Annotated in this window: 15 protein-coding genes; 10 read left to right on the forward strand and 5 right to left on the reverse strand. The window is 59.4% G+C overall.

Annotated elements, in window-relative coordinates; translation table 11 throughout:
- Positions 1–651: 651 nt before the first annotated feature.
- The 3 genes from FIV39_RS33685 to FIV39_RS32595 all read right to left on the reverse strand — a co-directional run bounded on the left by FIV39_RS33685 (position 652) and on the right by FIV39_RS32595 (position 3,721).
- Positions 652–924, reverse strand: coding sequence for an alpha/beta fold hydrolase (locus FIV39_RS33685; protein ID WP_244176334.1), 273 nt, complete (start codon positions 922–924; stop codon positions 652–654).
- A gap of 460 nt (positions 925–1,384) precedes the next feature.
- The gene (locus FIV39_RS32590) at positions 1,385–2,653 is read right to left on the reverse strand and encodes a tyrosine-type recombinase/integrase (protein ID WP_090404388.1); all 1,269 of its coding nucleotides are present in this window, start codon (positions 2,651–2,653) and stop codon (positions 1,385–1,387) included.
- 153 nt (positions 2,654–2,806) lie between these two features.
- Complete coding sequence (locus tag FIV39_RS32595; protein WP_090404385.1) at positions 2,807–3,721, reverse strand: LysR substrate-binding domain-containing protein; 915 nt, start codon at positions 3,719–3,721, stop codon at positions 2,807–2,809.
- 268 nt (positions 3,722–3,989) lie between these two features.
- On the opposite strand from FIV39_RS32595, the gene FIV39_RS32600 reads away from it, so the two are divergent.
- The 4 genes from FIV39_RS32600 to pgm all read left to right on the forward strand — a co-directional run bounded on the left by FIV39_RS32600 (position 3,990) and on the right by pgm (position 10,279).
- The gene (locus tag FIV39_RS32600; protein WP_090404381.1) at positions 3,990–5,012 is read left to right on the forward strand and encodes a zinc-dependent alcohol dehydrogenase family protein; all 1,023 of its coding nucleotides are present in this window, start codon (positions 3,990–3,992) and stop codon (positions 5,010–5,012) included.
- Between the two features lie 705 nt (positions 5,013–5,717).
- Complete coding sequence (locus FIV39_RS32605; RefSeq protein WP_090404377.1) at positions 5,718–7,136, forward strand: hypothetical protein; 1,419 nt, start codon at positions 5,718–5,720, stop codon at positions 7,134–7,136.
- On the forward strand, positions 7,133–8,539 hold the full coding sequence (locus FIV39_RS32610; protein WP_090404372.1) for an aminotransferase-like domain-containing protein: 1,407 nt from the start codon (positions 7,133–7,135) through the stop codon (positions 8,537–8,539). The genes FIV39_RS32605 and FIV39_RS32610 overlap by 4 nt, the downstream gene beginning before the upstream one ends.
- A 96-nt stretch (positions 8,540–8,635) precedes the next feature.
- A complete protein-coding gene (gene pgm / locus FIV39_RS32615) occupies positions 8,636–10,279 on the forward strand; it encodes a phosphoglucomutase (alpha-D-glucose-1,6-bisphosphate-dependent) (RefSeq protein WP_090404369.1) in 1,644 nt (547 codons plus the stop codon).
- 62 nt (positions 10,280–10,341) lie between these two features.
- Here pgm and FIV39_RS32620 read toward each other — a convergent pair whose 3' ends face one another.
- Entirely contained in the window at positions 10,342–11,037 is a 696-nt protein-coding gene (locus FIV39_RS32620; RefSeq protein WP_090404366.1) for a pirin family protein, read from the reverse strand.
- A 219-nt stretch (positions 11,038–11,256) separates the two neighbouring features.
- Between FIV39_RS32620 and FIV39_RS32625 the strand changes: the two genes are divergently transcribed.
- Positions 11,257–13,707 carry a UvrD-helicase domain-containing protein gene (locus FIV39_RS32625; RefSeq protein ID WP_090404363.1) on the forward strand — a complete coding sequence of 817 codons (2,451 nt, stop codon included), beginning with the start codon at positions 11,257–11,259 and terminating at the stop codon, positions 13,705–13,707.
- A gap of 140 nt (positions 13,708–13,847) precedes the next feature.
- Here FIV39_RS32625 and FIV39_RS32630 read toward each other — a convergent pair whose 3' ends face one another.
- Positions 13,848–14,120: a DUF1652 domain-containing protein gene (locus tag FIV39_RS32630; protein ID WP_003217129.1), complete on the reverse strand. Its 273-nt coding sequence runs from the start codon at positions 14,118–14,120 to the stop codon at positions 13,848–13,850.
- 257 nt (positions 14,121–14,377) lie between these two features.
- Here FIV39_RS32630 and FIV39_RS32635 point away from each other — a divergent pair, with 257 nt between their 5' ends.
- The 5 genes from FIV39_RS32635 (at position 14,378) to FIV39_RS32655 (ending at position 18,700) form a co-directional block, all read left to right on the forward strand.
- Positions 14,378–15,187 carry a helix-turn-helix transcriptional regulator gene (locus FIV39_RS32635; protein ID WP_090409983.1) on the forward strand — a complete coding sequence of 270 codons (810 nt, stop codon included), beginning with the start codon at positions 14,378–14,380 and terminating at the stop codon, positions 15,185–15,187.
- Positions 15,188–15,235: 48 nt separating this feature from the next.
- Positions 15,236–16,642, forward strand: coding sequence for an NAD(P)/FAD-dependent oxidoreductase (locus FIV39_RS32640; protein ID WP_090404360.1), 1,407 nt, complete (start codon positions 15,236–15,238; stop codon positions 16,640–16,642).
- A gap of 27 nt (positions 16,643–16,669) precedes the next feature.
- A complete protein-coding gene (locus FIV39_RS32645) occupies positions 16,670–17,011 on the forward strand; it encodes a cupin domain-containing protein (protein WP_090404357.1) in 342 nt (113 codons plus the stop codon).
- Positions 17,012–17,071: 60 nt separating this feature from the next.
- Positions 17,072–18,151: a polyamine ABC transporter substrate-binding protein gene (locus FIV39_RS32650; protein ID WP_090404355.1), complete on the forward strand. Its 1,080-nt coding sequence runs from the start codon at positions 17,072–17,074 to the stop codon at positions 18,149–18,151.
- 90 nt (positions 18,152–18,241) lie between these two features.
- Positions 18,242–18,700 carry an REP-associated tyrosine transposase gene (locus FIV39_RS32655; RefSeq protein ID WP_090404352.1) on the forward strand — a complete coding sequence of 153 codons (459 nt, stop codon included), beginning with the start codon at positions 18,242–18,244 and terminating at the stop codon, positions 18,698–18,700.
- Positions 18,701–18,942 lie beyond the last annotated feature (242 nt).

Here is an 18,942-nt window from a genome sequence, read left to right on the forward strand (position 1 = left end):
GGGATATCAGCCATTTTTTGATGCACCGGTACAACTGGATTCGACCGCACCAATTTAATGGTGGGCTGCCACCGGCTCAGGCCGAGAAAAAACTTAACGTCGTGTCCGGGATTAGTTGACCACTACACATAGCCTCAAGGTTGGTTCGTACACTTTTAGCTACGCTTAATTTTTTTCATCTCTACGCGGCGCAGAGTATCCGGTGAGGTTAGGAGCGATATGCTTCCGGTTGTCTGTCCGCTATCCGAGATGTCTTGAAACGCACGGGGCCGCACAATCAGTCCGACGCGGTGGCAACAAGTGTTCCGCTCACCAGCAGGCCAGATGTCTCTCGATCAACCTCGCCACCTCGGCTGCGTGAGTAAAGCCCAGACTGTGATCGGCACCAGGGAAAACGTGTAGTTCCGCGCGGGGTAACAGTTGAGCAAGGCGCTCGCCGACGCGAACGGGGCTGATCAGATCAGAATCTCCCCCAGAGGAGCAGGACTGGCATGCGCAACTCGACCAACCGGAGCGTGAGGTCGGTGTGGTCGTCGAGAAACCAACTCGGCAGTGTCGGGTTGGCGGCAGCAAAATTCGGGCACCAGTCATGCGCGCCCAGAGCAGACATATCCACCCCGCCAGAGGTGACGGTCAGCGTCAGGTGCGTGATTAGTTCAGGGCGTCAAGCGCTGCAAGCACAGCGACTACACCGCCCATGGACTGCGCCACCAGCGCTGTGGGTCGGTCGATCTCGGCCACCACGCGAGTCACCAGATCATCCATGCCGGTCACGCCAGGCAATGGCGGAGTGTCTCCACAGCCGGGCCAGCCGATATGGACCTGCTGCGCCGGGTGGGCCGGGCGCTCAGCAACCGGATACCAAAACCGGGTGTTACCTGAGGCTCCGGGCAGGAAGAGGAGTTTGGCGGGGGATGCAATCACAGGTTCGGTCCTTGAAGGTGGGATTGAAAGAGTCAGCAGGAGGGCAAAATGGATGCCGCAAGGTTCGATGACCACTTCGGAATGAGAGCCGCCGGTAGTGAAGGGTAGCTCGCGTAAAAGCAGCCTTTCGGCGAGCTTCGAGAGTGAGGTTTTGTTCCGACGGCATTAATAAAAAATTACTCGTTACTCGATCTGCTCTGGACATGGCTGTGCGGCCCGAAGACCTGAGCAATTGATGCGTTCGGGTTAATGACATACTCCCGATTGGCTATGGGCAGAACCCAATAGCTTGCCTTGGAATTTCTCCTTTTTTTGCTCTTGAAATGCCCCAATAACAAGTCCAGAATTGAGTCTTTTCCTGCTCCGGCAAGAAAAGAAACCCCTTAGATTTCAATGGGTCGGACGCTAGATGCGAGTCTCGTTTCCGGCTCCGATCTCCTGATTTATATTCTCTGTATCGTCAATCTGTGGTTATTCGCGACGCGTTTTGCCGCAACTGATCTAAATAGTCAGCCCATTGCTGAGCAGCCTCCCGGCGTTGCACTAGCAGTTGCGCGCGCGCATACACAGCTCCAAGAGCTCCTGGCATTCGGTGAGATAACGAAAGTTCGAGTACGATTGGATCGATACCCAAGTGCTCGTGGGCAATGGTTCTGTAGGTCGCGCGAAAGCCGTGGGCTGTGATGTCGTACTCTGGCCAGATGCGTTGAAAGGACTTGAGCATGGAGGTCGGGTTTATTGGACGTCCCGGATAAACCGGTGAGACGAACACCCAGCCTTTGCCTTCTTCATCCACCACGCGGGTTTTATGTAGCTCGCCTAACAGAACCAAGGCTTGTTCAGGCAACGGCACGATGTGTTTGCTCTTGTCCAGATGCTTGGTCTTGCTCACCACATAACGCCAATCGGCGCCCACCAAGTCGACATCTTCCCAGCGCATCTGCACCAGTTCGCCTGGTCGGACCGGCAACATGACCAGCAGACGCATTGCTGTGGCAACGCTGCCCTCGTTGCAGTCATCAAGGCGTAGAAGAAACCTGCCCAGGTCGGATGGCCTTTCGATCGCCGGGTTGCTGGTCACGATGTGGCGAATCTTCAACTCCTCGATATTACTGAGCGCCACATTGCGCCCCACCCAGCCGCGACCTTCGGCAAAGCCCAGAACGGCACGTATGATGGTGCGCACGCGCCGGGCCATGGCCATGGTGCGCTGGCGGCGCAACTCAGTGATGATCGTAGTGATGTGCTCCAACTTGATCTCGCTGATCGGTTTTTTGCCAATGGCAGGCAAGATGTGGTTGTTCAGCGCTCCGGTAAAGCCCGAGATGGATTTGGTCACCAGTTCGGCAGACTTGAATGCCAACCATTGCTCGGCCACGTAAGCGAAGGTGCGCTCTTCATTGAGCAACTGTGCCTCGATCTTGGCGGTCTTGGCCTTGAGCGGAGCGGTGTGGTTAGCCACGTCGCGGCGTGCGCCGCGGGCAATGTCGCGCGCCTCCTTGAGGCTAATGTCGGGGTAAGCGCCGATGGAGAAGCGGTTTTCCTTCCCATGCAGCCGATACTTCAATCGCCAAACCTTGGAAGGGGATTTGCCGACCTTACTCGACGCCCTCACCTCCAAGTAGAGGCCAGGAACTTCGCCATCGGCGTGTTTGCCAGGTTCGGTCAGTGAGCGGATCAAGGCATCGCTGAGTTTTCGTTTGAAAACAACCGGATTATTTGGGGGCATCGGTGGGGGCATCCTTTTTAAGGAACCGAAATTTGCCCCCAATTATGCCCCCATGAGTCGTGGAATTCATTGGATTTAGACAGACGGCTATAGACTTAAAAAACCAATAACTTCTTGTTATTAAACGGTTTTATGGAATTTAGTGGAATTCCGCTACAGACTATCGGGGTCCCCAAAAAACATCTGAATCCGCGACCTCAACCACCGCTCCCCCGGATCATTGTCCTGCGACCCACGCCACGCCATGTGCAATTCGAACGTGCGCACCGGCAATGGTGGTTCTTCTGCCCGCAAGCCTCCCGCGGCCGTGAGTGCTTCGGCCGCGTAGTCCGGCACGATGGCGACAATGTCGGTGCCTGCCAGCAATGTCCCCAGCCCGTTGAACTGCGGTACTGCCAGTACCACATGGCGCTTGCGGTCGAGCTTCTCCAGCTCTTCATCGATGAACCCGCTCAAGTCGCCGGCGAACGACACCAGTGCGTGGGGGCGGGCGCAGAAGTCGTCCAGGCTCAGGGAGCCCGGCACGCTGTCGGCGCGCAGCAGTTTCGGCAGGCTGCGGCGCAGCACTTTGCGTTTGGCGTTGGCCGGCAGGTCGGCGGTGTAGCTGACGCCGATTGAGATTTCGCCGGAGGCGAGCAGGCCGGGCATCAGGATGTAATTGACGCGGCGTACCACCAGTACGATGCCGGGCGCTTCGGCGCGCAGGCGTTTGAGCAGTTGGGGCAGCAGGGCGAATTCGACGTCGTCGGACAGGCCGATGCGGAACACCGCCGTGCTGGTGGCCGGGTCGAACTCGGCGGCGCGGCTCACAGCGGTGGAAATCGAGTCCAGGGCCGGGGAGAGCAGGGCGAATATTTCCACGGCGCGGGCCGATGGCTCCATGCTGCGCCCGGTGCGCACGAACAGCGGGTCATCGAACAGCCCGCGCAGGCGCGACAACGCTGCGCTGATGGCTGGCTGACCAAGGAATAATTTCTCGGCCGCGCGGGTCACACTGCGCTCATGCATCAAGGTTTCGAATACGATCAAGAGGTTAAGGTCGACACGACGCAGGTCGTTACGGTTCATCTTGTGTCCTGGAAGAGTCAGCTTTACTTGACGAGAGCGGCCATATAAGAGCCCTGAAGGTCCATTCAGACGCGTGACCGGTATGAATCTTACGGGGAAAGGCTGGTACTCTGCACCGGCTAATTGAGTTTTCCTACGATACTTGAGGTCTATTCCTCAGATGCGGAATCAATGACAGACATGTCGACTATTAACGGCGACCGGTGGTCTTAGCCGTAAAGCCCAGATAGAGTTCATGGCAATAGAGGTTACTTTGACGAGGTTTGCGATGTCCCGCACGATCCGTTTTCACAAGTTTGGTCCGGCCGAGGTGCTCAAGTGCGAAGAGCATGCAGCCGCGCAGCCCGCACCGGGCGAAGTGCAGGTGCGTGTCGAGGCGATTGGCATCAGCTGGTATGACATTTTGTGGCGCCAGAACCTGGCGTCTTCCCACGCACGTCTTCCATCCGGCCTTGGCCATGAGATGGCCGGGGTGGTTGTGGCCTTGGGCGACGGCGTGGATGACTTGGCAGTGGGCGATAAAGTGGCCAGTTTTCCGGCCGAGAGCCCCAATGATTACCCGGTGTATGGCGAACAGATCGTCCTGCCCCGTTCGGCCCTGACCCGCTACCCGGACGTCTTGAGCCCCATCGAAGCCAGCGTGCACTACACGCCGCTGCTGATTGCCTACTTTGCGTATGTGGACTTGGCACGGGTCAAGCCCGGGCAGTTTGCCCTGGTGACCGACGCCAGCCACTGCGCCGGCCCTTCGTTTGTACAACTGGGCAAGGCCCTGGGTGTGCGGGTGATTGCCGCCACCAAGGACAGCGCAGAGCGCGAGTACCTGCTCTCTCTTGGCGCAGAAAAGGTCATCGTCACCGAGGAACAGGACCTGCTGATGCAAATCAACAAGTTCACCGAGAACCGCGGCGTCGATGTGGTATTCGATGGCTTGGGCGGCCCGCAGATGTCGTTGCTCGGTGATGTGCTGGCGCCCCGTGGCAGCCTGGTGCTGTATGGCTTGCAGGGCGGTAACCAGACACCGTTCCCGGCGTGTGCGGCGTTCCAGAAGAACATTCAGTTCTTTGTGCACTGCATCGGTAACTTCACCGGCAAACCGGAACTGGGCATCATCCAGGACCAGGTAGCCTTGCAGCGCGCGTTGCGCGACATCAACCAACTGACCGCAGATCGTGTGCTCGTTCCTCTGAAAACCACGGTGTTTCCGTTCAATCAGTTTGTCGAAGCGCACCGTTATATGGACGAATGCCCGTGCCGCGAGCGGGTTGCGTTGCAGGTTGCGGCTGTTTGAGCTGTAGGAGTATTCGTAAATGAGTACTCCGACGCCTGAGCGCATGGGGCAAATGCGCCATTTTACAGGGCTTAACCCGCCCGCCCCAGAAGGTGCCGCCCTGGCACTTTAGCCCGCAAATCCGGCCCTTCCTCCCTCACGCCGCCCTGATTCCCAGTGCGGCGTCGTTGTATGTGCACCATTTATGCGACATCGGTCGCCCATCTGAGCTGGTTTTCGGCTCGCTTCTGTATCTATTAATCATTATTCCAGCACTGATAATTGCGCCTTCACTTTCATCTCAAGGATTGAGCAATGATTGAATCTCTGGCACGGCTGCAGATAGTTGTTCGAACTATCGATGCGACACACATGCGGACTCGGGAAGGTGGGCGCGGTCATAAAGCGTACCTGCCATGCAAATGGAAAAGTTGTTTGAGTCTATTGTCGGACACTTCTTTAAAAGTCTGGTTAAAAAAGCGTAGGAGCTTGTCGGAAGAGTCCTAAGTCTAGCGCTAAAAATGAATTTTCCATCTATTTCATTGGGTTATGCGCTTGTGCAGGTGAGTGATGCTCCACGGGCAATCCACATCGTTTTATTGCGCGGTGCTAGTGTTTAATCATCGACGCACAGTACGGTGCGCGATTTTCCTACACGCAAAATAGGTCAAGCAAACACTCTCAGCAGTTGCTTGAAACTGATATTTCAACTCGGGTAGTAGAACTATGAGCACTATTCACGAACAGGCTATGAATCATGTTTACCAGCAAGTTCTGCAACGTTTGATCGGGCATTTCACTCGCTCCGGACGTACAGCGCTCCAGTTATTGGTCCAGCGAATCATCGTCGCGGCGGGGGGAATGGAGCAGGTGGGGGATTTCAAAGTTCTGGTGGCCCACGGTGGTGGTGAAGTCAGCAGCTATACCCTGGCGTTGCTCCGAGCTGCTCAACTGACCATTGCTGGTCGTGCGCCGCGCACCTTTCAACTGAGGGTCGCGACGCTACGGCATGCGGGCATGACCGAAGGGCAGCTCGATACCCTCAATCGCGGCTACGGCCGGCTGTTTCTCCACGATGACCCGCGCGTCGAGTTGTTGATGGTGGAAAACCAGGAAGTACAGCCCTTCAATCACCAGCGTCCAGCCTCAGCGAGCGGGCGAAAGATCAGCCAGCGCAATATGTTGATGGTGGGCCATCTGAGCGCCGGGGACTGCCGGGCCACACTGTGCAACGACACTTACCTGGCCGTCGGTGATTTTTACCAGCGTGTCACCACCTGCAACGGCGGCGTCCACGCGCTGGTCAGTGGCGACTCCCCGCGTAAGCAAAGTCAGTTTCTTGCCTGGCTCAAGAAAACCGCCCAGGGCGCAGGCATCCGTGTTCCCAAGGGGCATCCGCTGTCGCTCAACGCGTTGTTCGCGCGCATGGACGAGTGGAGCACCGGTTATTACCGTGATGTGTTCGGTGAGCATTACATGGACAGCGACAACCCCAGCACGGTGGGGCATCGTCACTTGGCCTACATCGGCATCGCCGACCTGCTGGAAGATGTCGACATCGCGTCGACATCCTTGCTGACCGAGTTCATGGCCTATATTCCCGATCCACTGGGTTTTTACTTCAGCCATCCGGCCTATTCCAATCCATTGCTGATGGCTCACCTGCGCGGGCTGCAGGCCGAATGCCTGCGCGGGCTGGATTATGAAGAAGGGGTCGAAAGCTTTATTAAGCAGGCAAATGCGTACATGCGACGCCTGCGCATGCCCGACGACTTGCTCATGCAGGCCGGGACCCGCGAAGGGCGTATGCTGTGGAGTACTTACGCCCAGCAGTTCTTCGGCCTGGATGAGACCCAACTGACCTGCCTGCTGTTCTCGCCGTTTCTGCATCACGGAGAGCGACTCGAGGGTTATTTGCGCCACTGTCATCCGGGCATGCTGGTGGCACTTCCTGAGTTGCACAAGGTCCTCCAGGGCAACGGCTCCGCCGAAATGCTGCAGCAATGGGTAACGGACACCAGCGGCTTACCGATGCCCTTGTTGCAACACCTGTACCGCAAACGGCCGCTGGCCGGCGAGAACGGCACGTCTTGCGTCGGTGCGGCCCAGGGCGCCGCGCAGGCCGTGCCATTGTTCGGGCGATGACGCTGCGCGGCGAGCGTCAGGCGGATTTCGCGTATCAGGCGGTCTATCGCTACATGATCAGTCTGATCAACGAGGTCAGTACCGACACCCGGGTAAAACTGCCGTCGTTGCGGCAATTGGCCGAGCGCCTGAACGTGTCGATCTCGACGATCCAGTACGCCTATGCGCTGCTGGAGAAGGAGGGCAGGGTCTATTCGGTGGCCAAATCCGGTTATTACGCCTGGCCGATGTCGGCGAACTCCCTGGTATGGGCGGGTGGTGATCTGCTTGACCGTCTCTACGCGGCAGCCCGGCGTCCCGGCATGGTGGTACTCAGTGGTGACGAGCCGGCATTGCTGGGTTCCCTGGATGAAACACTGCTGCGACTGGAGCGGGAGCTGGTGCGCCAATACCCGCCAAATCTGCAGCCCTGGTCCCAGCCTTGCGGCGTGTGGGAGTTACGCGCAGCGCTGGCCGCACGCTATACCTCGTCGCCTACGCGCTGCTGGCACGCCGATGACGTGTATATCGGTGCCGACCTGCGTGGCGTGCTGGACATTCTGATCGAGGTGCTGGGCCTGCGGGGCACCACTGTGATTGTGGAATCGCCTTGCGACTGGCTGATCCTGCGCCTGTTGCAGGACGCCGGGGTGCGGGTCATCGAGCTGCCCTGGACGCCGGAGGGCGGCCTGGACAGGACGGCGCTGGGTAGGCTGTTGCGCGATGAATCGGTGCATCTGGTGTTGCTCTCGTCTTCCGTCAGCCTGCCCTGCGGGGTGGCCATGTCAATCGACGAGCGTGTCGACGTGGCAAATCTGCTGGGTCAGTACGGTTGCTGGTTGCTTGAAAACGACACCTTTGGTGAGCTGGGTTTCGCAGCCCCCCACACGGCATTGCGCGAACTGGTGAACCCTGAGCGGCTGATCGTGTTTTCTTCGTTCGAGAAAGTGCTCGGCTCGGAAGCTCCCTACGGGTATCTGCTGTGCCGGCGCATGAGCAATGAGTTGCAGCGCCAGTTCCTGCTGCGCTCATTCCGCTTATCGTCAATCCGCCAGCGCGCGATTGCCCGCCTGTACCAAAGCGGGCGGATTGATCAGCACCTGCGCACGTTGCGCCAGCGCTTGGGCGAGCAGGCCGCGCAGATGAGCCGGCGCCTGGAGCAGCACTTGGGTGACCAGGTGACCTATCGGATGCCGGCCGCCGGTGCCACGTTCTGGCTGGCGTCCACCCGTGCGGTGGACATGCGCCAGGCATTTCAGCGCCTGCTGGCACGGCAGGTGGTGATCGCGCCTGGCGAGCTGTTCAGTGTCAGTGGCTTGCACCAGCAGAACCTGCGCCTGAGTCACACCTTTCACGGGCAACCCAATCTTGATATTGCCCTGGCGGCATTGAGCGACGCATTGCGCCAGGCGCAGACTGGTTGAAGTTTCTCTTAACGATGTAGGATCGATACCGTCGCGCAGTAGTCAAACTCTCAGTAAACTGCCATTTTTCCGAATCCTTCTATCCGAGGTTTATGCATGACAATCAGTCCTTTTGCGGGCAAGCCGGCGCCGGCCCAGTTGCTGGTGGACATCCCGCGACTGGTCACGGCCTATTACACCGGCCAGCCTGATGCAGCGATCTCCACCCAGCGCGTAGCCTTTGGTACCTCCGGGCACCGTGGCAGCTCGTTCGAACTGAGCTTCAACGAATGGCATGTGCTTGCCATCAGCCAAGCCATCTGCCTGTATCGCGAAGCCCAAGGCATCAACGGCCCGTTGTTTGTTGGCCTGGATACCCACGCGTTGTCGACCCCGGCCGGCGCCAGCGCGCTGGAAGTGCTGGCCGCCAATGGTGTGCACGTGATGCTGGCCGAAGGCGATGAATACACGCCAACCCCGGCGATTTCCCACGCCATCATCTGCTACAACCGTGGCCGTACCAGCGGCCTGGCTGACGGCATTGTTATCACGCCGTCCCATAACCCGCCGCAAAGTGGTGGCTACAAGTACAACCCGCCTAACGGTGGCCCGGCCGATACCCACGTCACCAAGTGGATCGAAGCCAAGGCCAACGAGCTGCTGGCCAATAAACTGGCCGGGGTCAAGCGCATCACCCATGCCCAGGCGCTCAAGGCCGACACCACCCATCGCCATGATTACCTCAACAGCTACGTGGCCGACCTGATCAACGTGATCGACATGGACGCCATCCGCAGCGCCAACCTGCGCCTGGGCGTGGACCCGCTGGGCGGAGCAGGGGTGCGCTACTGGTCGGCGATTGCCGAGCACTACCGCCTGAACCTGGACGTAGTGAACACCGAAGTCGATGCCACGTTCCGCTTCATGAGCGTCGACTGGGACGGGCAGATCCGCATGGACCCATCCTCCAGCTACGCCATGCAAGGCCTGATCGGTCTCAAGGAGCGCTTCGACGTGGCCTTCGCCTGCGATCCGGACCACGACCGTCATGGCATCGTGACCCCGTCCGGCGGCCTGTTGGCGCCGAACAACTACCTGGCGGTCTCCATCGACTACCTGTTCCAGAACCGTCCCGAGTGGCGCGCCGACGCGGCCGTAGGCAAGACCGTGGTCAGCAGCGGCCTGATCGATCGCGTGGCCGCGCGCATTGGCCGTCGCCTCTACGAAGTGCCGGTGGGCTTCAAGTGGTTCGCCGACGGCCTGTTCGACGGCTCATTGGGCTTTGGCGGGGAAGAAAGCGCGGGTGCATCGTTCCTGCGTAAGGACGGCACGGTGTGGAGCACCGACAAGGACGGCCTGATCCCGGCATTGCTGGCCGCGGAAATGACCTCGCGCAAAGGCCAGGACCCGAGCCAGATCTACCGTGGCCTTACCGATGCCCTCGGCGAGCCATTCGCCATTCGTGTCGACGCCAAGGCCACGCCGGCGCAGAAGGCCCTGCTGGGCAAGCTGTCGCCGCAGCAGGTGACGTCCACCGAACTGGCCGGGGAGAGCATCCAGCAGATCCTCAGCCATGCGCCGGGCAACAACCAGGCGATTGGCGGCTTGAAAGTCATGACCGAAAACGGCTGGTTCGCCGCGCGGCCATCGGGCACCGAGGACATCTACAAGATCTACGCCGAGAGTTTCATTGGCGAGGACCACCTCAAGCAGCTGGTGGAAGAAGCGCAGGTGCTGGTAGACGGCGCCATCTCTGAATAACACCGCAAAACCCATGTGGGAGGGGCAAGCCCTCCCACATTTTATTGGGCCAAAGCGCTGGCTCAGGCCAGGTCGACCAGCACGATCTCGCTGTCTTCGATGGCCGTCACCCGTAACACTGACTCATCCTCCACCGCCACACCGTCTCGAGCTTGCGCACGCAAGCCGTTGACTTCAATCACTCCGGTAGCCGGCACCAGGTAAGCACGACGCCCGCTGTCCAAGCGGTATTGCGCGCTTTCCCCGGCTTTCAGGTTCGCTGCTACCAGGCGCGCATCCGCACGAATGCGCAAGCTCACGTTATCTCCAGCCTTGCCACTGGCCAGGGTTACAAACCCTTCGCGATTACCCTTCGGAAACGGCTTGGCGCCCCAGGAGGGTGGCAGGCCTGCCTCGTTCGGGATGATCCAGATCTGGAAGATCTTGGTGGGCGTGGCTTCCAGGTTGTACTCGCTGTGGGCGATCCCGGTGCCTGCGCTCATCACCTGCACATCCCCAGCCTCGGTGCGGCCCTTGTTGCCCAGGTTGTCGGCGTGGCTGATCGCGCCTTCACGCACGTAGGTGATGATCTCCATGTCGCGATGGGGGTGCTGCGGGAAGCCAGTGCCGGGGGCAATGATGTCGTCGTTCCACACCCGCAGGTTGCCCCAGTGCATGCGCTTGGGGTCGTGGTATTCGGCAAATGAAAAGTGGTGATGGGCGTCAAGCCAGCCATGGTGGGCGCCGCCCAGGGCGTTGAAAGGTCGAAGTTCTAACATGATCGTCTCCTGTTGATGGCGCCTATGATCCGGGAGCTCATGATCGATAAAAAGCGTAAAAAATGCCTGAATTCTATCGATGGATTAGATTGGTTACTGGCGTTTTGACTTTCACTTCATCGCCTAACTGCATGACCGTAAAGCAATTGGCTGGAACTGAGCGCCGATTCCGGCGACCATGGCGCACTTGTCAAAACCCAGCTCATCGCAGGAGTCCGCGTGTCGCAACACAAGCCTGATCTGCCCCCCGAACTGCGCCCCTTGGCGGAAATGCCTCTGCTCAAGCGCCTCGCCGCGCGCCTGTTTGGCCATGGCCTGACGCGTTTGCGCGCGCAGCACCGGTTTTCCTGGTTGCATGGGCAGGCCGATGGTTTTCGCAGTGGTCACGAGGCCGGCGTGGAGTATGGCTATCGCGAGGGCAAGGCCGATGGCATTGAGGAAGGCCGGCAAGTCCTGTTGATCCGCGACTTCCGTCCCGATGAGCACCGCGCGCCCGGCGTCGATGACAGCCTGTTCGATGATTGGCGGCTGCCCTTGAGCGCCGACGTGAAGAAACGCATCAAGGCTGACGTGGCTCGGTTGCTACCGGCCCATGCCCAGCCAAGTGCGGCGCAATGGAAGATGATCTTCAGCGACACGCCGTCAACCTCGGTGATCGCCGGCGCCGGTGCGGGTAAATCCACCTCGCTGGTATTGCGCATTTTGCTGCTCACCCATTACCTGGGCTTCGAATTGAGCTCGATGACCGTGGTGACCTTCACCCGCGAGTCGCGCAAAGACTTCATCAACAAGCTCATGGAAATTCTCAACCTGTGGGGCCAACCCCTTGGCATGAAAGAAGCCCAGGCGGTGGTGCGCACCTTTCACTCGCGAATCCTGCCGATGGTCCGCAGCCTGCCGGGTTTCGAACGCCTGCAGGCGTTCGAAAACCTCAGTGCCGGTTTCGAAGACGCTGACAGCAACCCGTTCGACCTGCGCATCAGCGACGCCCAGCGCCAGCAGATGAATGCCTGCTATCACCGTTTGCATGGCCAGCACGCGCGGTTTCGTGAGCTGATTGCACCGCTGGCGCGCCACGGCCTGCAACTGCGGGAGCTGGAGCACGATCATCCGGATGTACAAAAACGCGTGGCGGTAACCGAACTGGCGGCCAAGCGCGATGAAGAGCTCTGCGATGTGATCGAAGACCTGTGGTTTCGTGCCGGCGCCTGGCCGATCAAGGGGATTGAGCCCAGTCGCCAGCGCTTCGAAATCAATGGCGCGCAGTTTCACTGCCATGGCTACATCCCGGAGCTGGATGCGTGGGTGGTGCTGGGCTTTGACTCCAGGGAAAACGCCCAGATCAGTCGGCCTAACTCGAAGCTGTCGGTACGCGCAGAGTGGGCGGTAAAGCGCACTCTGTTTCAAGCTTTCTGTCATAAGCCTTTGATATGGCTTGATAGCTATGATTCGTCAAAGCGTCTTTTAAGCAGCTTCGCCGGTGATGCGAGCGCGGGTCCCGGCTTTGATTACAAGGTCAAGGGCGAGCTGGCGTCGGCGCCGCTGCTGGACAGTTTCGTGATGGCGGCCGGCTTTATCGAGAACCTGGGGCTGGACGTACCCACCGCCGTCGGCCAGATGAGCTTCGCCAAGGACGATCCGGACCGGTACTTCTTTGAAGCCCTGAGCATTTTCTGGAAAGCCCTGGAAGACCATCTTCTCGACCAGTCGCCGCCGATCATGACCTATAACCGCATGTTCTCGCTGTTTGGCGAAAACACCCCGGAAAACCTCAAGCTGCTCAGCGATCCGCTGCTGCGGCCGATGTCGCACCTGATGATCGACGAATTCCAGGACGTATCGCCACAGATCGTCTCGTGGATACGCGCCAGCCTGCGGGAAATCCGCAGCCGTGGCCCGGCGATGCATGTGGGCCGTGGCGCGCAACGATCGTCCTTGCTGTGCGTGGGCGATGACTGGCAGTCGATCTACGGCTGGCGCGGCAGTTCGCCCAAGTACTTCATGGAATTCAACCAGGAATTCCCATCGCCGAGCACGACCCGCGTGATGCTCAGCGAGAACTACCGCAGCCATCAGCACATCATCGACGCCGCCGAACATATTGTGCGCGCCGCGCCGGCCATCCCCGGGAAAAAGGCCAAGGCCAGCGGCACGCCAAAAGCGTTGGTGCCGGTCACAGTAGTGGAGCGCGACGATGCAGCGCTGGGTCGGCAGCTGCTGGAGCATTATCAAAGGGGCGATTCAGTATTAATGCTGTATCGAAAAAGTAGCGATAAGATACTGATTCAAGAGCATATTCAGTCGATTGTTAATGTTGATTCTAGCTTGCCTGCGGCGGCGCGCAGGTTGAAGCAGCTGACGTACCACAGCGCCAAGGGCCTGCAGGCGGATGCGGTGTTCCTGCTCGGTGATTGCCAGCATCTGACCAGTTCGCCCTACAAGAACCAGGTGTACCGCATGGCGGGCTTGGGCAAGGACGGGGACAGCGAGCCCTATGACACTGCGCAAAAGGACGAAGTGCTGCGCCTGGCCTACGTCGGGATTACCCGGGCCGTGAGCCATTGCTACTGGTACGTGGAGAAGCCCGAAGGCCAGGCAGTGAATGTGCCCAAGGCCTCGGAGCGGGTTGACGGCAAGAAAGCGTTTTTCGACGATCAGCGCCATTCGTAGGGGACAAATGCGATTCCAATGTGGGAGGGGGCTTGAACCCGATAGCGCTGGTTCAGTCACTGTAGGTGGTGACTGACACCCTACTATCGGGAGCAAGCCCCCTCCCACAGTTGAGCTTCTTTTTGTTGGCTGGGCCGGGATCAGGCCCTCAGCGACAACGGCGGCACAAACGACTCCAATTCATCCTCCACCGCCTCGATAATCCGCTCCACATCGGCGGCATTCATCACCGTGGCGCAGGGGATGCCGGCAATGGCAATCAGCGTCTCGCCGCTGGCGCGGTCGAACAGGCGGGCGATCATACTGCCGGGCGCGTCCATGCTCGCCTCGAAGCCCATCGGATGAAAATGCCAGCGCATCAGCTGGCAGGCGTTGGGGAACGTCACTTTGTTCATGTTGCCCACCTTGTTCATTGAGCGCTTCCTTTAGCTCGCGGCAGGGGGGCCATGACCGTCACTGGTCGTGGCGTCGAAGAGCTTAAAAATAGCATTCGTTCGTAAGTGCAAGGTGACTTTTTTCGCCCCGTTCGGCGGTTGTTTTCCTAAAGATTGATGTAGGTCATGACTTACCAATGCAGGGCAAAAGGCCATCAGTCAGGCGCTGCAATTGTGCATTGAAGACCCCGCTGAACTTCGGCAATCTCCACGGTTTATTCGCCGCAGAGTCCTCCATGCCCGACATTGCCCCCGACGATGATTGCCAGCACACCCACGCCACGGGCGACCTGGTGTTGCGCCACCATCTGTGTTGGCGCCATCGCGACTTGGATGGGGTGATGTCCTACTACCACCCGGACATCCAGTACCACGACTTTTTCCAGAACCGTGTAGTCGGTTACGCCGAACTGCGCGCATACCTGCAAGCCAGCATGCCCCGCGAAGCTGACGAGGCGATTGAGCACACCGACCGCATTCGCGCCGATGGCGATACCGCGTTCATCCAGTACCGCATCACCTTGCGTGGTGGTCAGGGACTGGTGTCATTTCGTACCAGCGAGGCCATCACCGTGCGCGATGGTCTGATCTGGCGCGTCAATGAGTACGCGTCATTGGTGCATGAACAGCCCTCCCGGGCCCAGCGTCCCAGCGTCAGCCGCCTGGGCCTGTCGCCCCAGCAATTGGGGCATATGGCCAATGACTTGCAGCAGTACTTCGAGCGCAAGCAGCCTTACCTGGACCCGGAACTGGACCTGCAGCGCGTCGCCAAGGAATGTGGCTACAGCCGCAATCAGATTTCCTACCTGCTCAACCAGGTGCTGGGGCAAAGTTTCTACCGCTATGTCAACCAGGCTCGGCTCCAGCATCTGCTGGCCGCGCTGGATAAAGCACAGCCACCGATCAAGGTCGACGACCTGGCCTTCGCCGCCGGTTTCAATTCGTTGTCGGCGTTCTACAGCGCCTTCCGCCAGCACACCGGCCAATCGCCCAAGGCCTACGTCAAACAAATTTCCCTGCGTGCACGCGCGCAAGACAGCGAATAACCCGGAGTTCTAGGATCCCCCCATCGAAACGTGGTTGGGGAGCTTGGCATGCCGGCATGGCGCACTATCAGTTTATGGATGGACCAACTGGACGACCCGCTGTTGGCGCGGCCGGCCCTTGAGCATGACCTGGACGTCGATGTGGCCATTATCGGCGCCGGCTACACCGGACTGTGGACCGCCTACTACCTGAAACGCCAGGCGCCCGAGCTGAAGATCGCGATTATCGAGGCGCAAACCGCAGGCTTCGGCGCCTCGGGCCGTAACGGCGGCTGGCTGATGGGCAATCTGCTGGGCGAAGACCGCCTGCTGGCCGGCCTTGCGCCTGAACAGCGCCGCGCCTCCTTCGACCTGCTGCATGGCATTCCCGACGAAGTGGCCCAGGTGCTGGCCCGTGAAGGCATCGACTGCGACTACCGCAAGGGCGGCGCGCTGTACTGCGCCGCACGCTACCCCGAGCAAGAAGGCAGCCTGCGTGCTTACCTGGACAAGCTCTACGCCCAAGGCCTGACCGAAGCCGACTACCGCTGGCTGAGCCCTCGACAGTTGGCTGAACAGATCCGTATCGCAAAGCCCTATGGCGGTATCCATGCACCCCATGTCGCCACGATCAACCCGGCCAAGCTGGTGCGCGGCCTTGCGCGGGTGGTGGAAAACATGGGCGTGACGATTTATGAAAACAGTCCGGTCACCCACTGGCAATCCGGCAGCCTGCGTACCGCCAGGGCCAGCGTGCGTACTGCCTGGGTGGTGCCGGCTGTCGAGGGTTACGCCAATACCTTGCCACTCCTCGGTCGGTACCAGTTACCCGTGCAAAGCCTGATCGTCGCGACCGAACCGCTACCCGCCAGTACTTGGGATGAAATCGGCCTGAGCCACGGCCAGGCCTTTGGCGAAAGTAGCCGCCAGGTCACCTATGGCCAACGCTCGGCGGATAACCGCCTGGTGTTCGGTGCCCGGGGCGGTTACCAGTTCGCCGGCAAATTGCGCCATAACTTCGATTTGACTGACAGCGAAGTGGCGTTACGTCGCTACCTGTTCGGCGAACTTTTCCCGCAGCTGAAAAAGGTGCGGATTACCCATTCCTGGGGCGGCAACCTCGGCATGTCGCGCAGTTTCCGGCCGCACATGCTCTGCGATCACAAGACCGGCATCGCCCTGGCCGGTGGTTACGGCGGGGAGGGCGTCGGTGCCACCAACCTGGGCGGTCGCACCTTGGCCGACCTGATCCTCGGACGCGACACGCCGCTCATCCACCAGCCCTGGGTGATCCGCGAGCGCGGCCTCGACGCGCTCAAAGCCTGGGAGCCGGAGCCGTGCCGCTGGCTCGGCTACAACGCGATCATTCGCAGTTTTGTCCATGAAGACCAGGTGCTGGCCAACCCCAACACCGCCCCCTGGCGCCGCAAACTGGCGACCGGTGTGGCCGGGTTCATGGAAGGTTTCATGCACTAAGTCGTTTCACCTACACGGGAAAACCCCATGAGCATCACTCAATTCAAAGACACGCTGAATGCCCACTTGCCGGACTCGTCACCGGTGGCCGTGCCCCTGGGCGAGCCGATCGCCGTGGCCTCGACCCTGAGCGTTGAACGCAGCGACGGCGTCGAGACCGGTATCTGGGAATGCACCCCGGGCCGCTGGCGTCGGCAGATCAAATCCCAGGAGTTTTGCCACTTTATCCAGGGGCGCTGCACCTTCACCCCTGACAACGGTGAAATCGTTCACATACAAGCCGGCGATGCACTGATGTTGCCGGCCAACAGCACCGGCATCTGGGACATCCAGGCAACCGTGCGCAAGACCTACGTACTGATTTTGTAACGCTTTGATCCTTGATCGCCTGCCATAAAAACAGCCCTAAAATCGCCAGGAAATCGAACCATGAAAGCCATTGCCCTGTTGCCCTTGATGTTGGTGGCCTCTATCAGCCAGGCCGCCGAGACGGTGAAGATCTACAACTGGTCCAGCTACATCGCGCCGGACACCACGAAGAATTTCCAGAAGCAGACCGGTATCGGCTTCAGCTACGACGTGTATGACAGCAATGAAACCCTCGATGGCAAGCTGATGACCGGTAACTCCGGCTACGACGTGGTGTTCCCGTCCAATCACTTCATGGCGCGGCAGATCCAGGGCGGCGCCTTGAAGAAGCTCGACAAGAGCCAGTTGCCCAACTGGAAAAACCTCAACCCCGTGCTGCTCAAGGCCCTGGAAAACAACGACCCGGGCAATGCCCATGGCTTCCCGTACCTGTGGGGCAGTACCGGTATCGGCTACAACATCGACAAGGTCAAGGCGGTGCTGGGCGATAACGCACCGGTGGACTCCTGGGACTTGATCTTCAAGCCCGAGTACATGGAAAAGCTCAGCAAATGCGGGGTAGCCATCCTCGATAACGGCCCGGAACTGCTGCCTATCGCCCTTAATTACCTGGGGCTGCCACCCCACAGTAAAAAACCTGAAGACTACAAAAAAGCCGAGGCGCTGCTGATGAAAGTGCGGCCCTATGTGGCGTACTTCCACTCCTCGAAATACACCGGCGACCTGGCCAATGGCGACATCTGCGTGGCGGTCGGTTTCTCCGGCGACGTACTGCAAGCCGAAAGCCGCGCCAAGGAAGCCAAGAATGGCGTGAAGATCGGCTATCAGATTCCCAAGGAAGGCGCCGCAATCTGGTTCGACATGGTGGCCATGCCCGCCGATGCCCCCGATGAAAAGGCCGGCTACGCGTTCATGAACTACCTGCTGGAGCCCCAGGTGATGGCGGACATCACCAACTCCGTGCACTACGCCAACGGCAACAGTGCAGCGGATAGTCTGGTAGACCCTGAGATCAAGGCCGACACCAAGATCTACCCCAGCGATGAAATGATGGGCAAGTTATTCGCGCTGGAAGCGATGCCGCTGAATATCGACCGGATTCGCACACGGGTGTGGAACACCATTCGTATGGGCCGCTGACGGGTAATATCTCGTCGCTTTTTGGGTTCGCTGTTTAGCTGTTTTTTTCTGTAGCGTCCTTGCCTCCTTTCAATAGAACGGGGGCAAGGAATGCTCACATCGAACAAATCAGGCCGTTTGCGAATCGGTAGAGCGTCACAAGCAGGGGGCGTTTACTTGCTGACCGCCGTGGTGAACCGGCGTGAACCAATCTTCGACGATTGGCGGCTCGGGCGCCTGGTTGTGAAGCAGTTTCGAGAAGCCCACGAGGATGATTGGGTTAACTCTCTGGCCTTTGTGGTCATGCCAGACCATATGCATTGGCTGGTTCAACTCCAGGAGCGGACGTTGGCGGAACTGATGTGTCGAATTAAATCGCGCAGCAGCCTAACGGTTAACGGTGCTCTAGGTCGTAAGGGGCGGTTATGGCAAAAGGGCTATCATGACCGTGGTGTTCGGCGCGAAGTGGACTTGAAAGACTTTGCACGTTACGTGGTGTGTAACCCCATTCGTGCAGGGCTGGTCAGGCGTGTTCACGACTACCCGCTGTGGGATGTCTGGTGGCTTTAAAAGCCCATGTATCCCGTAGATACCGTCTTATCCAACACCGCGCAAATCCGTAGCAGCTGCCGAGCGCAAGCGAGGCTGCATTGGGCACACCGCCGACATCACTGACCATCCACGTTCTCGCGGCGATTCATCGTGATGCTGGGTGTTTGTGAGGGCCTCACGCAGCCTCGCCAGGGCTCGGCAGCTGCTACGCGCCATCTCACCCGTAGCAGCTGCCGAGCGCAAGCGAGGCTGCGTTGGGC

The organism is Pseudomonas grimontii (assembly GCF_007858185.1).
In the GTDB taxonomy this organism is placed as follows: domain Bacteria; phylum Pseudomonadota; class Gammaproteobacteria; order Pseudomonadales; family Pseudomonadaceae; genus Aquipseudomonas; species Aquipseudomonas grimontii.

What these genes read in the sequence shown, in the direction of transcription:
- FIV39_RS32590 (WP_090404388.1), bottom strand. Translation starts at nt 2,653, where the DNA reads ATGCCCCCAAATAATCCGGTTGTTTTCAAACGAAAACTCAGCGATGCC.
- FIV39_RS32595 (WP_090404385.1), bottom strand. Translation starts at nt 3,721, where the DNA reads ATGAACCGTAACGACCTGCGTCGTGTCGACCTTAACCTCTTGATCGTA.
- FIV39_RS32600 (WP_090404381.1), top strand. Translation starts at nt 3,990, where the DNA reads ATGTCCCGCACGATCCGTTTTCACAAGTTTGGTCCGGCCGAGGTGCTC.
- FIV39_RS32605 (WP_090404377.1), top strand. Translation starts at nt 5,718, where the DNA reads ATGAGCACTATTCACGAACAGGCTATGAATCATGTTTACCAGCAAGTT.
- FIV39_RS32610 (WP_090404372.1), top strand. Translation starts at nt 7,133, where the DNA reads ATGACGCTGCGCGGCGAGCGTCAGGCGGATTTCGCGTATCAGGCGGTC.
- pgm (WP_090404369.1), top strand. Translation starts at nt 8,636, where the DNA reads ATGACAATCAGTCCTTTTGCGGGCAAGCCGGCGCCGGCCCAGTTGCTG.
- FIV39_RS32620 (WP_090404366.1), bottom strand. Translation starts at nt 11,037, where the DNA reads ATGTTAGAACTTCGACCTTTCAACGCCCTGGGCGGCGCCCACCATGGC.
- FIV39_RS32630 (WP_003217129.1), bottom strand. Translation starts at nt 14,120, where the DNA reads ATGAACAAGGTGGGCAACATGAACAAAGTGACGTTCCCCAACGCCTGC.
- FIV39_RS32635 (WP_090409983.1), top strand. Translation starts at nt 14,378, where the DNA reads ATGCCCGACATTGCCCCCGACGATGATTGCCAGCACACCCACGCCACG.
- FIV39_RS32640 (WP_090404360.1), top strand. Translation starts at nt 15,236, where the DNA reads ATGCCGGCATGGCGCACTATCAGTTTATGGATGGACCAACTGGACGAC.
- FIV39_RS32645 (WP_090404357.1), top strand. Translation starts at nt 16,670, where the DNA reads ATGAGCATCACTCAATTCAAAGACACGCTGAATGCCCACTTGCCGGAC.
- FIV39_RS32650 (WP_090404355.1), top strand. Translation starts at nt 17,072, where the DNA reads ATGAAAGCCATTGCCCTGTTGCCCTTGATGTTGGTGGCCTCTATCAGC.
- FIV39_RS32655 (WP_090404352.1), top strand. Translation starts at nt 18,242, where the DNA reads ATGCTCACATCGAACAAATCAGGCCGTTTGCGAATCGGTAGAGCGTCA.